The sequence below is a fragment of the Klebsiella sp. 141198 genome (genome assembly GCF_050600785.1).
In the GTDB taxonomy this organism is placed as follows: domain Bacteria; phylum Pseudomonadota; class Gammaproteobacteria; order Enterobacterales; family Enterobacteriaceae; genus Klebsiella; species Klebsiella aerogenes.
Map to the genome: position 1 here is coordinate 166565 of NZ_JAQIRM010000001.1, position 12937 is coordinate 179501.

At 54.6% G+C, this 12937-nt stretch carries 14 protein-coding genes; 7 read left to right on the forward strand and 7 right to left on the reverse strand.

All coding sequences use genetic code 11. From position 1 onward, the window contains the following. Positions 1 to 32: 32 nt before the first annotated feature. The 4 genes from PGR10_RS00820 to PGR10_RS00835 all read right to left on the reverse strand — a co-directional run bounded on the left by PGR10_RS00820 (position 33) and on the right by PGR10_RS00835 (position 2839). On the reverse strand, positions 33 to 992 hold the full coding sequence (locus PGR10_RS00820) for a YbgA family protein (protein ID WP_213316708.1): 960 nt from the start codon (positions 990 to 992) through the stop codon (positions 33 to 35). Positions 993 to 1140: 148 nt separating this feature from the next. After that, positions 1141 to 1869 carry a MerR family transcriptional regulator gene (locus PGR10_RS00825; RefSeq protein WP_430922762.1) on the reverse strand — a complete coding sequence of 243 codons (729 nt, stop codon included), beginning with the start codon at positions 1867 to 1869 and terminating at the stop codon, positions 1141 to 1143. Positions 1870 to 1957: 88 nt separating this feature from the next. Then, entirely contained in the window at positions 1958 to 2362 is a 405-nt protein-coding gene (gene tolA, locus PGR10_RS00830) for a cell envelope integrity protein TolA (protein WP_430922763.1), read from the reverse strand. 117 nt (positions 2363 to 2479) lie between these two features. Then, entirely contained in the window at positions 2480 to 2839 is a 360-nt protein-coding gene (locus PGR10_RS00835) for a helix-turn-helix domain-containing protein (protein ID WP_045393772.1), read from the reverse strand. A 328-nt stretch (positions 2840 to 3167) separates the two neighbouring features. On the opposite strand from PGR10_RS00835, the gene PGR10_RS00840 reads away from it, so the two are divergent. Then, complete coding sequence (locus PGR10_RS00840; RefSeq protein WP_430922764.1) at positions 3168 to 4343, forward strand: efflux RND transporter periplasmic adaptor subunit; 1176 nt, start codon at positions 3168 to 3170, stop codon at positions 4341 to 4343. Positions 4344 to 4366: 23 nt separating this feature from the next. Further along, positions 4367 to 7519 carry a multidrug efflux RND transporter permease subunit OqxB gene (oqxB, locus tag PGR10_RS00845; protein ID WP_430922765.1) on the forward strand — a complete coding sequence of 1051 codons (3153 nt, stop codon included), beginning with the start codon at positions 4367 to 4369 and terminating at the stop codon, positions 7517 to 7519. Between the two features lie 63 nt (positions 7520 to 7582). Here oqxB and PGR10_RS00850 read toward each other — a convergent pair whose 3' ends face one another. Then, positions 7583 to 8062, reverse strand: a complete 480-nt coding sequence (locus PGR10_RS00850; protein WP_015705070.1) for an RrF2 family transcriptional regulator — start codon at positions 8060 to 8062, stop codon at positions 7583 to 7585. Positions 8063 to 8166: 104 nt separating this feature from the next. Further along, a complete protein-coding gene (locus PGR10_RS00855) occupies positions 8167 to 9057 on the reverse strand; it encodes an oxidoreductase (protein WP_430923089.1) in 891 nt (296 codons plus the stop codon). Positions 9058 to 9228: 171 nt separating this feature from the next. Here PGR10_RS00855 and PGR10_RS00860 point away from each other — a divergent pair, with 171 nt between their 5' ends. After that, the gene (locus PGR10_RS00860; RefSeq protein ID WP_113374177.1) at positions 9229 to 9711 is read left to right on the forward strand and encodes a cold-shock protein; all 483 of its coding nucleotides are present in this window, start codon (positions 9229 to 9231) and stop codon (positions 9709 to 9711) included. A gap of 50 nt (positions 9712 to 9761) precedes the next feature. Next, on the forward strand, positions 9762 to 10301 hold the full coding sequence (locus PGR10_RS00865; protein WP_045375126.1) for a DUF2058 domain-containing protein: 540 nt from the start codon (positions 9762 to 9764) through the stop codon (positions 10299 to 10301). Between the two features lie 107 nt (positions 10302 to 10408). Here PGR10_RS00865 and PGR10_RS00870 read toward each other — a convergent pair whose 3' ends face one another. Continuing rightward, entirely contained in the window at positions 10409 to 10567 is a 159-nt protein-coding gene (locus PGR10_RS00870; protein WP_316424555.1) for a hypothetical protein, read from the reverse strand. Positions 10568 to 10601: 34 nt separating this feature from the next. Here PGR10_RS00870 and PGR10_RS00875 point away from each other — a divergent pair, with 34 nt between their 5' ends. The 3 genes from PGR10_RS00875 to PGR10_RS00885 all read left to right on the forward strand — a co-directional run bounded on the left by PGR10_RS00875 (position 10602) and on the right by PGR10_RS00885 (position 12809). Then, complete coding sequence (locus PGR10_RS00875; protein ID WP_015705074.1) at positions 10602 to 10859, forward strand: YjhX family toxin; 258 nt, start codon at positions 10602 to 10604, stop codon at positions 10857 to 10859. A gap of 10 nt (positions 10860 to 10869) precedes the next feature. Then, positions 10870 to 11628: an SAM-dependent methyltransferase gene (locus tag PGR10_RS00880; protein ID WP_430922766.1), complete on the forward strand. Its 759-nt coding sequence runs from the start codon at positions 10870 to 10872 to the stop codon at positions 11626 to 11628. 155 nt (positions 11629 to 11783) lie between these two features. Beyond that, positions 11784 to 12809 (forward strand): LLM class flavin-dependent oxidoreductase, encoded by a 1026-nt coding sequence (locus tag PGR10_RS00885; protein WP_430922767.1) that lies wholly within the window; start codon positions 11784 to 11786, stop codon positions 12807 to 12809. Positions 12810 to 12937 lie beyond the last annotated feature (128 nt).

Sequence of the window (12937 nt, forward strand, 5' to 3'; positions counted from 1 at the left end):
TACGCTTCGTCGTAATGCACACAGCCTGGCTGCTAATTGACGCCCAGACGCAGGGCTAAATCCTGCGGGTAGGGATCAAAATAGTTCTGCGTCTGCAGATAGCGGTCGGGATATTCGGCCAGGTAGTGCTTAAGCAGCGTCAGGGGCGCCAGAATAGGGAGCAGCCCCGCGCGATAATGCAGTATCACGTCACGCAGCTCGCCGCGCTGACGGCTATTCAACCGTTCGCGGAAATAGCCCTGAATATGCATCAGCACATTGGTGTGGTTTTTCCTGGAGGCGGTATTTTTCAGGATCGCCATCAGTTTATCGCGGTAGGCGACGAAAAAGGCATCCAGGTCCTGCCATTGATGCATCGAGGCGACGAAAGGGCCAATTTCGCGATAGCCGGCCTGATGATGCGCCAGCAACTGCAGTTTATAGCGGCTATGAAAATCCATTAACGCCCGACGGGTCAGGCCATTGGCCCGCAGCGTATTCAGTTCATGTAGGGCGAAAAGACGCTCGACAAAATTCTCTCTTAACTGCGGGTCGTGCAGTCGTCCATCCTCTTCTACCGGCAACCACGGATAGGCTTCCATCAACGCGCGGGTAAACAGGCCGGTACCTTCTTTGCGCCCACGGTTGCCTTTTTCATCATACAGGCGCACGCGTTCCATACCGCAGCTCGGTGATTTGGCACAGACGATAAAGCCTGCTAATTCGCCGAGCCCAGGCAGGTAACCGGCGGTAAAATTCTTCATTTTGCCCGTGACATCGTCGTGCGGGTCGCTGCTAAAACGCATCTGAATCTCACCTGCGCCGGTCTGCACCAGGCGCAGGGCCGGTCGAGGAGAGCCCAGGCCGATGGCCATTTCCGGACAAATGGGTTTGAAGGTTACCCACGACGCCAGTTCATCCATCGCAAATGGCGATCGTTTATGTCCGCCATCAAAGCGCACGGACGAGCCGGTTAAACAGCCGCTGATGCCAATGACAGGTTGCTTATTCATGGCGTACTCCTCGCTTTGTTCTCACTGGATGAGCCGTCCCGCAAAAGCGTTCGACCCGATATATTAAACTTACACAATCATGATTTTTTGTCCAAGTTTTTGGTGTGCTTTTTTAGCGGAGAACATCGCGCACAGGTGCAAAGCTTTTTTACAGCGAGATAACGTCCAGAGAGGCAACGTGCTGGCGCCAGAGGTCTATCTGCCTCTGGCGTGCGGCGGTGAGCTGGCCCGAGGTCACCAGTAACCAGCGGCGTTGAGGGAATATTTCCGGGGCCAGCGCGGTGGGCGGCATCGGCAGCACATCAATGCGATGACCTTGTCCGGTGCGCATGAGCGTTTCCAGCCAGATTTCACATGGGTCGCTCAGGTGCCAGCCGGTAATCAGATAGTTATCGCCCGGCGCGCGTTTATCGCCTTCAAGACAAAAGGAGGTGTAGGAGATGATAATGCCGTCGAGGAGCTCACGCAGGGTCTGCATCGCCGGCACATTAGCCGATACCTTACTGCGTAACGGGCGCAATACGTTGGTAACCAGCTCAGGGCGGGGATATTCCCGACCGGCGTCGTAAATCAGCTGGCGCAGGGATTCGATTTTTCCCTCTTTCAGCCGCTGCAGCATGTTGTCCTGCAGGACAAGCCAGTTATTGCCTGGGCCGCTATCAGGGCGGGTCAACAGCGGTTTGACCTGGCTTACGGGAACACCTTTTTTTACCCAGTCGAGAATTTTCAGCGCCAGCTGGACATCGTTATCGTTATAGAGGCGGTGGCCTCCATCGGTGCGCTCGGGTTTAAGCAGGCCGTACCGGCGTTGCCAGGCCCGCAGCGTGGTTGCGTTGATGCCGCAAAGACGGGAAAATTCGCCGATGGAGTAAGACATTGCAATTACCTGATAACCGAGATTGCTTCTAATATACTACGGATGACGGCCGGTTGAATGCCGTATTGCTGGTAATTAAGCGCTGGTCTTATGGTTTAAAATCGACCGTGACATTATTAAATCCTTGATAAGCTTCATCATCAGGCGCAGCAGGAATTTTGGCCTGCTTAATTGCAGCTAATAGCTTGTCGCAGAGTTGCCGATCGCCTTTTTCTACGCTGGTGGAACTCACCGTGCCATCGCGCTGAAGCGACATACGAAGTGTACAGGTTTGCCCGGAATATTCCGCGGAATCAGGCATTTTGGCTTTGACGGCGGTCATTATCTGATACGCGTAGGTAGCCCGACTTGATGGCTTCGTCGAAGGGAGGCTGGCGAAAAGGTCGTCTACTTCGGTGGCGCTCGCCGCCGCGCGCGGCGTGGGCTGAGGATGATGACAGCCTGCCAGCAGTAAAGGGAACAATAACAACACCAACGGCGATTTGTTCAGCATGGTAACGCGTCCTTGTTTGTTTGGTATGGGCCAATCATAACGGTAGGCGCTACGACCTGATAGCTGCTAAACATAGGTGCTTCTACCTTTCGCTCACCGATTCCCTGAGGACGATTATCACGACGGTAAGCGCAGTGGTGGCGTTTGAGAGCCGGAGACGCTTCGTCGCCAGGCGCCGGGCGCCTGACCATACTGGCGTTTGAAGCTGCGGTTAAAAGATTGCTGGGAGTCGAAACCCAGCGCTATCGCTACGTTTAAAATGGGCTCGTCGCTGTTGGCTAAGCGCTCGACCGATCTTTGCAGCTTATGCATGCGAATATATTCAGCGAGAGGGTAACCGGTGTGCTCCTTGAAGATCCGCTGCAGGTGCCATTTCGAATAGCCCGCGCGCCTGGCAACGGTCTCGATATCCAGACGGCTCTCGAGATTATTGTCGATCCAATCGAGTAGATCATGAATTACCGCAGCAGTATTCATCTTGCGCTCCACGTAATTATAAAGCATCTTTAATTGTTGCATTTAAAAGTGGCTCGTTTTGGCATTAATTGCAAGTTTTATTGTTGCAATTAATTCATTGCCGTAAACAGGCCTTTCTACAGCCAGAGGAATAGCACAGAAAGTGCAACAATTATTCTTGCACTTAGTTAAGCGCCTTCCTACAATCGCCGCGATAGTGTATTCGCAACTGTTACAGTTTTGTGGCGATGAACGGCACAAATGGCCTCAAGCCTGCCCGGACAAAGGAAGTGGCGCGGCGTCTCCCGCAGCGTCTTGCCCGGCGGCGACAATTACCGGAATAAAAATAATGAGCCTGCAAAAAATCTGGGGAAAACGTCATCTGACTGCAGTAGGTATGGTGCTACTCTCGGCGCTGCTCGCCGGCTGCGATGAAGGCGTCGCGCAAAACGCCGCGCCGCAAGCGCCTGCCGTCAGCGCCGCTGAGGTGGTGGTGAAATCCATTAGTCAGTGGGATAGCTTTAATGGCCGGATTGAGGCGGTGGAAAGCGTGCAGCTACGTCCCCGCGTCTCTGGCTACATTGATAAAGTGAATTACACCGACGGTCAGGAGGTGAAGAAGGGGGAGGTGTTATTCACCATTGACGATCGAACCTATCGCGCCGCGCTGGAACAGGCGCAGGCAAGCCTGGCAAGAGCGAAAACGCAAGCCAGCCTGGCGCGCAGTGAAGCAAACCGCACCGATAAATTAATCAATACCAACCTGGTATCCCGGGAAGAGTGGGAGCAGCGCCGCTCCGCCGCGGTCCAGGCGCAAGCGGATATTCGCGCCGCGCAGGCGGCGGTTGATGCCGCGCAGCTTAATCTGGACTTCACCAAAGTGACCGCGCCTATCGACGGCCGCGCCAGCCGCGCGTTAATCACCAGCGGTAATCTGGTCACCGCCGGCGATACCGCCAGCGTTCTTACCACGCTGGTGTCGCAGAAAACGGTTTACGTCTACTTTGACGTGGATGAGTCTACCTATCTTCACTATCAAAATCTTGCCCGCAGGGGGCAAGGGGCCTCCAGCAGCCACCAGGCATTACCGGTTGAGATCGGCCTTGTGGGCGAAGAGGGCTACCCTCATCAGGGCAAAGTGGATTTTCTGGATAATCAGTTAACGCCGAGCACCGGTACGATCCGCATGCGCGCGCTGCTGGACAATTCGCAGCGTCTGTTCACGCCGGGACTCTTTGCCCGCGTCCGCTTGCCGGGTAGCGCTGAATTCAAAGCCACGCTTATCGACGACAAAGCGGTACTGACCGATCAGGACCGTAAATATGTCTATATCGTTGATAAAGAAGGTAAAGCTCAGCGTCGCGATATCGCGCCGGGGCGGCTGGCTGCCGGTTTACGTATCGTCAAGCAGGGGCTGAACCCAGGCGACAAAGTTATCGTCGATGGCTTACAAAAAGTGTTTATGCCGGGGATGCCGGTTAACGCGAAGAACGTTGCCATGACTACCAGCGCCGCCCTCAACTGATCCCTTATCTGAGAATCCGATCTATGGACTTTTCCCGCTTTTTTATCGATAGGCCGATTTTTGCCGCCGTGCTGTCGATTTTGATTTTTATCACCGGCTTGATCGCCATTCCGCTGTTGCCGGTCAGCGAATATCCTGACGTTGTACCGCCCAGCGTGCAGGTGCGGGCGGAATATCCCGGCGCCAACCCGAAAGTGATTGCGGAGACCGTGGCGACGCCATTGGAAGAAGCCATCAACGGCGTCGAAAATATGATGTACATGAAATCCGTCGCAGGCTCTGACGGCGTGCTGGTAACTACCGTCACTTTCCGTCCGGGAACCGACCCCGATCAGGCGCAGGTTCAGGTGCAAAACCGGGTATCACAGGCCGAGGCGCGTCTTCCGGAAGATGTGCGGCGTTTAGGCATCACCACCCAGAAGCAATCGCCAACCCTGACGCTGGTTGTGCATCTGTTTTCACCCGGCGGTAAGTACGATTCACTGTATATGCGTAACTACGCCACGTTGAAAGTCAAAGATGAACTCGCGCGTCTGCCCGGCGTCGGGCAGATCCAGATTTTCGGCTCGGGTGAATATGCGATGCGCATCTGGCTGGATCCCAATAAGGTTGCGGCGCGCGGGTTAACCGCATCGGATGTGGTGACGGCGATGCAGGAGCAAAACGTTCAGGTTTCCGCCGGACAGCTGGGCGCCGAGCCGCTGCCGAAAGAGAGCGATTTTTTGATCTCTATTAACGCCCAGGGGCGTCTGCATACGGAAGAAGAGTTTGGCAATATTATTCTGAAAACGGCGCAAGACGGTTCGCTGGTGCGCCTGCGCGACGTGGCGCGTATCGAAATGGGCTCGGGTAGCTATGCGTTACGTTCCCAGCTTAACAATAAAGACGCGGTCGGGATTGGTATTTTCCAGTCGCCGGGGGCGAATGCTATCGATTTGTCTAACGCCGTACGCGCGAAAATGAACGAACTCTCCACCCGTTTCCCGGAAGATATGAAATGGGCGGCGCCGTACGATCCGACAGTGTTTGTGCGCGATTCGATTCGCGCGGTGGTGCAAACGCTGCTGGAAGCGGTAGTGTTGGTGGTGCTGGTGGTAATTTTGTTCCTGCAGACGTGGCGTGCGTCGATTATTCCGCTGATTGCGGTGCCGGTATCGGTGGTGGGCACCTTCAGCATTCTTTATCTGCTGGGCTTTTCGCTGAATACCCTGAGTTTGTTCGGGTTGGTACTGGCGATCGGTATCGTCGTGGATGATGCCATCGTGGTGGTGGAAAACGTCGAACGAAACATTGAAGAGGGGCTGGCTCCGCTAGCGGCGGCGCATCAGGCGATGCGCGAAGTCTCCGGGCCGATTATCGCTATCGCGCTGGTGTTGTGCGCGGTGTTCGTGCCGATGGCATTCCTCTCCGGGGTAACGGGACAGTTTTACAAGCAGTTTGCGGTGACGATTGCGATATCGACGGTGATCTCCGCCATCAACTCGCTGACGCTCTCGCCGGCGCTGGCTGCGCTGCTGTTAAAACCGCACGGTGCGACGAAAGATTTCCCGACCCGGCTTATCGATCGCTTGTTCGGCTGGATTTTCCGTCCGTTTAACCGTTTTTTCCATCGTAGCTCAAACGGCTATCAGGGGCTGGTGGGCAAAACGCTCGGGCGACGCGGCGCGGTGTTTGTGGTCTACGTCCTGCTGCTCTGCGCGGCTGGCGTGATGTTTAAAGTCGTACCCGGCGGATTTATTCCGACGCAGGATAAACTGTATTTAATTGGCGGCGTGAAAATGCCGGAAGGCTCTTCACTGGCGCGCACCGACGCCGTGATCCGCAAAATGAGCGAAATCGGTATGAATACCGAAGGCGTGGATTATGCGGTGGCCTTTCCGGGGCTTAATGCCCTGCAGTTCACCAATACGCCGAATACCGGGACGGTCTTTTTTGGTCTGAAACCGTTCGACCAGCGAAAACATACCGCTGCGGAAATTAACGCCGAGATTAACGCCAAAATCGCGCAAATTCAGCAGGGCTTTGGTTTCTCGATTCTGCCGCCGCCGATTTTAGGACTGGGTCAGGGTTCCGGCTATTCGTTGTATATTCAGGATCGCGCCGGTCTGGGTTATGGCGCGTTGCAAAACGCGGTGAACGCGATGTCGGGTTCAATTATGCAGACGCCGGGAATGCATTTCCCTATCTCGACCTACCAGGCGAACGTGCCGCAGCTGGATGTGCAGGTCGATCGTGATAAAGCGAAAGCGCAGGGCGTGTCGTTGACCGACCTTTTCGGTACGCTGCAAACCTATCTGGGGTCATCGTATGTGAATGATTTTAACCAGTTTGGGCGTACCTGGCGCGTGATGGCGCAGGCCGATGGGCCGTTCCGCGACAGCGTGGAAGATATCGCTAATTTACGCACCCGCAATAATCAGGGCGAAATGGTGCCAATTGGCAGTATGGTGAATATTAATACCACCTACGGGCCGGATCCGGTGATTCGCTACAATGGCTATCCGGCGGCGGATTTGATTGGCGATGCCGATCCCCGCGTGCTCTCGTCCACGCAGGCGATGACGCAGCTGGCGGGCATGTCTAAGCAGATACTGCCGAACGGGATGAATATTGAGTGGACGGATCTCAGCTTCCAGCAGGCCACGCAGGGCAATACGGCGCTGATCGTCTTCCCGGTCGCGGTCCTGCTGGCGTTCCTGGTGCTGGCGGCGCTGTATGAAAGCTGGACGCTACCGCTGGCGGTTATCCTTATCGTCCCGATGACCATGCTCTCCGCGCTGTTTGGCGTCTGGCTGACCGGCGGCGACAATAACGTATTTGTGCAGGTGGGGCTGGTGGTGCTGATGGGGCTGGCGTGTAAAAACGCGATTCTGATTGTCGAGTTTGCCCGCGAACTGGAAATTCAGGGTAAAGGGATTATGGAAGCGGCGCTGGAAGCCTGTCGCCTGCGTTTACGCCCGATTATCATGACCTCGATTGCCTTTATCGCCGGGACGATCCCGCTGATTCTTGGCCACGGCGCGGGGGCGGAAGTGCGCGGCGCCACCGGGATCACGGTGTTCTCCGGTATGCTCGGCGTGACGCTGTTTGGCTTGTTCCTGACGCCGGTGTTTTATGTGACGCTGCGAAAACTGGTGACGCGTGGCAAACAGGCAAGGGACGTCCTGCCCGCGTAGGTCGCTGCTAATAACAAAAAACCGCCTTTTCGTTTAAGGCGGTTTTTTTCGCAACAAGAAAAGTTAATGCGCTTCTTTATAGCGGGCAGTCAGCTCAGGCAGCGGATCGCAGCCGCTGGTATCGGCTTTTTTGACCTCTTCCAGGGCGCTTGCCACGGTGTGGCGAGCTAACACCGCGAGCGACGCCTGCTCGGCTTCATCGGCTACGGACTTAAAGTACCAGCAAGCATTGGCGCTGACCACGCAGCGAGCCGGGACGTCAGGGCGAGACGCCCACAGTTTTTTATCTTCAATAACGGAAAGATAGATATCACGTAGCGTAATTTGGTCGGCAGGGCGGCCAAGATGAATAGAGCCGTTGCGGCCAAGCGTGGAAACGATGATACCGTCGCGAGTGAGCGGAACCATGAGTTTACGGATAAAGCTCGGGTTGGCCTCCAGGCCGTAGGCCAGAATCGCGCTCGTCGAACGTTCACCCAATTGCTCCGCCATCGCTACGCTGAGAACCATCTGCAAAGCTGTCGGGAAGCGGTAATCTAACATTTTCTTATCCTGGGTTGCGGTGAATCTTGTTCTTTTTGGCACCGCAGAGGTAAATAATCAGTGAGTAACACTATAACAAATACGGTAATTTTTTTGAAGCAATCTTAGCCAGGTCCCTCGCTTGCGGCCGCCAGCAGCGGCACGACGACATCGCTGATGGGTGTGGCAACGCCCAACCTTCGGCCATAGCGTTGTATGACTCCGTTACGGATGTCCCATTCCAGCGGACGATTGGCCTGACGGTCGGCGAGTATCGAGGTGCTTAAATCCGCCGGCGCCTGATGAAACCCATCAACAATTTCCTGCGGCACGCTATCGGCGAGTACCGCCCCTGCGGCGCGCGCCACCGCCAGACACTCGTGAAGATAGGCCAGCGCCAACCCGGTGATGTCCTGGCGCGAAAACATCCCGGCGCGGCGATTCGCCAGTACCATCAGGCCAGCGACGGCATTTTGCAGCAGTTTCCGCCAGGCGACCGAGGTGAAATCTGCCGTCAACTCAACCGCGCAGCGGGTACCGTTGAGAACCTCGACTATCCTCTTCACCTGCGGCGTATCGGGTAGCGTCAGGCGCGGTTTGGCACGTAACCATACCGAAGCATCCGCCTCTCGTTGTGCCGGAAACCAGACAACCGAAGGCAACACCTTTGCGCCGTTAACATAGGAGTCAAGCAGGCTTTCCTGTTCAACGCCGTTCTGTAGCGCGCAGACCACCGTGTTTTCATCACACAGCGCGTTAAGCCAGCCCGCGCAATCCGCTACCTGGGTGGTTTTCACCGCCACAAACAGCAACTCAACCGGGCGTTCCAGCGTATGCGGATCGGTCAATACGGGCCCTGGAAGGATCGTTTCGCCGTCATCCCGGCGTAAAATCAATCGCTGATGTGCGGTGCGTCCGCAGAGCAGCGGTTTACGGCCCGCTTCATGCAGCACGGCGGCAATGGTTGTGCCAATAGCGCCAGGACCTAGCAACGCGACGGAGGAAAAGTTAGACATCATGCATTCTCCTGATTGAAGCCTACCCATTAATGATACAAATTTTCGGCAAAAGCCAGGATCAATTGCCGATATCGGGCAACACTTAGAGCAAAGGCATGGTCTATGCTGGCATTGTGCTTTAAACTGCGCGCTGCAAAATTGAGTAGATAAACGATTAATCAGGCGGTAATGGCGATGAACGGTACGATCACAACGTGGTTTAAAGATAAAGGTTTCGGATTTATCAAAGATGAAAATGGTGATAACCGCTATTTTCACGTGATTAAGGTCGCCAATCCGGATCTGATTAAGAAAGACGCGGCAGTCACGTTTGAGCCCACGACTAATAATAAAGGTCTCTCGGCTTACGCGGTTAAAGTCATCCCGGAAAGCAAACATCTGTATATTGCCGGTGAGCGTGTGAAGCTGACATCGATCAAGTCTTACCTGGTATACAGTGAGGAAGTGCCGGCCGATACGCGTATCGACAAGGAAAATGCGGTGCTCTCCGTGGGACTACTGATGAACAGCATCAAGCCGAAAGAGAGCGTGAAGCCGGGCGAAATGCGCACGCTGAAAAAGTTGGCGATCACTACCTTTCAGGGCACAACGCTCATCTTCTCTGAAGATGAAATCGACATCGACGCCACGGTGAAGCTCCTTAAAGTCTAATCCTGATTTACCGTATCCGAAGCAGAATTCAAACGATTGTAGAAACGACGATGACAAAACTTACCTTACAAGAACAGATGCTGAAAGCGGGTCTGGTCACCAGTAAAAAGATGGCTAAGGTTCAGAGAACGGCGAAAAAGTCACGCGTTCAGGCGCGTGAAGCCCGCGAGGCCGTTGAAGAAAACAAAAAAGCCCAGCTTGAGCGCGACAAGCAGCTCAGCGAGCAGCAAAAGCAAGCGGCTTTAGCAAAAGAGTATAAAGCGCAGGTTAAGCAGCTGATCGAAATGAACCGAATCACGATTGCGAAAGGTCAGATCGCTTTTAACTTTACGGATAATAATCTCATCAAAAACATTGATGTGGATAAAACCACCCAGGCGCAGCTCATTAGCGGCCGTCTGGCGATTGCCCGCCTTGCTGTTGATAATAACGGAAAATACGAATACGCGATTATTCCCGCCAGCGTGGCGGATAAAATCGCCCAGCGCGACGCCGAAAGTATTGTGTTGAACAGCGCCCTGAGCCAGGAAGCCGAGGACGAAGACGATCCGTATGCTGACTTTAAAGTACCTGATGATTTGATGTGGTAATCCGGGTCAGTACGCTGAAGCTAGTCATTGTGCGTCTTCCGTCATGGAGCGGGGGGCGCAATTTCAGATATCGATCACAATTTTCCCGTTCATAAATATCCTTTCTGTCACTGGATGTTATTATCCGGCTGGTAAATACCTTTCAACTCTACCGAGGCTTTGATGCTGGAGAATGTAATCATCTGATAATCAGTTTGCCGACCTTTCAGGCCGGGCTGGTTATCAATGCGCTGAAATCGAATGCGGGCACCGCTGCGTGTTTGCACGTTTTGCACATGATGATTAAACAGGTTTTCCAGTATGAATTTATCCCGTCAGGAACAACGTACCTTACACGTTCTCGCGAAAGGCGGACGTATTGCGCACATTCGCGATACCTCAGGCCGCGTCATCGCCGTGGAGTGCTATAGCCGCGAAGGGCTACTGCTCAGCGACTGTACGCTCGCCGTCTTCAAAAAACTCCGCACTAAAAAACTGATTAAATCCGTTAACGGCCAGCCGTACCGCATCAACACCAGCGGGCTGAATAACGTTCGCGCTCAACCGGATAACCGCTAAGGAGAGTGGTATGACCACAACAATCGATATTCCCCGTATCTTTACCATCAGCGAAAGTGAACATCGTATCCATAACCCCTTCACGGCGGAAAAATATGCCACGCTTGGCCGCGTACTTCGCCTGCAGGCGGGGGCGCAGATCCTCGACCTTGGCAGCGGTTCTGGCGAAATGCTCTGCACCTGGGCGCGGGACCATGCTATCGGCGGTCTGGGCATTGATATGAGCCCATTGTTTACCGCGCAGGCTAAACAACGCGCCGCAGCGCTTGGCGTTAGCGATCGCGTCACTTTTCTCCATAGCGATGCGGCAGGTTACGTTGCCGAACGGCAATACGATGTAGCGGCCTGTATCGGCGCGACGTGGATAGCCGGCGGCGTCGCCGGAACCGTGGCGCAGTTAGCCCGAAGCCTTAAGCCTGGCGGTATGCTACTTATCGGGGAGCCCTGGTGGCGTAAGGTACCCGCCACAGAAGAACAAGCGCGCGCCTGCGGTGTTTCTGCGGTGGCTGATTTGTTGCCGCTTCCGGCGCTGGTCGCCTCTTTTGGCGAACTGGGCTATGACATTGTTGAGATGGTGCTGGCTGACCGCGAGGGGTGGGACCGTTATGAAGCCGCTAAATGGCTGACGATGCGCCGTTGGCTGCAGGCGCATCCGGATGATGAATTTGCGGTTGAGGTCCGTGCGGAGCTCAATGCCGCACCACTTCGCCACGTCACTTATACCCGGGAATATTTCGGTTGGGGCGTTTTTGCGCTGATGCAGAAATAGCCATCGTTACATTTGGTCAATTTATTTGAACCATTCTGTTAAATAAACGCCATTTATACATTTTGGTTAAGGGGTAGAGTAGGGGGAACCACCAACAGACGCGGAATATTATCTCCGCGTCTGCTGAATGTTTTGCCAAACCAGGGTCTATCCTCATGAAAAAGATTGGATTTTTGTCATTTGGCCACTGGACGCCATCGCCGCAGTCGGCGACTCGTTCCGCTGCCGACACGCTTTTACAATCCATCGATCTGGCCGTTGCCGCCGAAGAGTTAGGCGCGGACGGCGCCTATTTTCGGGTGCACCATTTCGCCCGCCAGCTCAGTTCACCGTTCCCGCTACTGGCCGCTATCGGCGCGAAAACTAAGAAGATTGAGATCGGCACCGGCGTTATCGATATGCGCTATGAAAATCCGCTATATATGGCGGAGGATGCCGGCGCTGCAGATTTGATCGCCGGTGGGCGTTTACAGCTTGGCATCAGCCGGGGTTCGCCGGAACAGGTGATTGATGGCTGGCGTCATTTCGGTTTTCAACCGCAGGATGGCGAGTCCGACGCTGACATGGCGCGGCGCCATACTGAGGTTCTGCTGGACGTGCTGCGCGGCGAAGGTTTCGCTAAACCTAACCCGCAACCGATGTTTCCCAACCCGCCGGGATTGCTGCGTCTTGAGCCGTACTCCGCCGGACTACGTGAGCGTATCTGGTGGGGCGCGGGCTCTAATGCTACGGCGATGTGGGCGGCGAAGCTCGGCATGAACTTGCAAAGCTCGACGCTGAAAGATGATGAGACGGGCGAACCATTCCATATTCAACAGGCGAAACAGATCCGCGCCTATCGTCAGGCCTGGACTGAGGCGGGGCACACGCGTACGCCGCGGGTATCGGTCAGCCGAAGTATTTTTGCCCTGATGGACGATCGCGACCGAATGTATTTCGGCTCCAGCCGGGATACTAGCGATAGTATTGGTTTTCTTGATGAGAAAACCCGCGCCATTTTCGGCCGCAGCTATGCCGCTGAACCCGATAAGCTCGTCGAACAACTGAAACAGGATGAAGCGATCGCAGAAGCTGATACTTTATTGCTGACGGTGCCGAATCAGCTGGGCGTGGATTATAACGCTCACGTGATTGAGTCTATTCTGAAGCACGTTGCGCCGGCAATGGGATGGCGTGATTAAAAGAATGCCTCGCGGGGCATTAATTGATGCCCCGCGATAATTTAAAAGTATTATCTTTGTTTATCTTTTGAACAAAAAGTGTGATCTTGATCAAGCCATACCCGCGCAGACTTAAAGAATATTGCAAT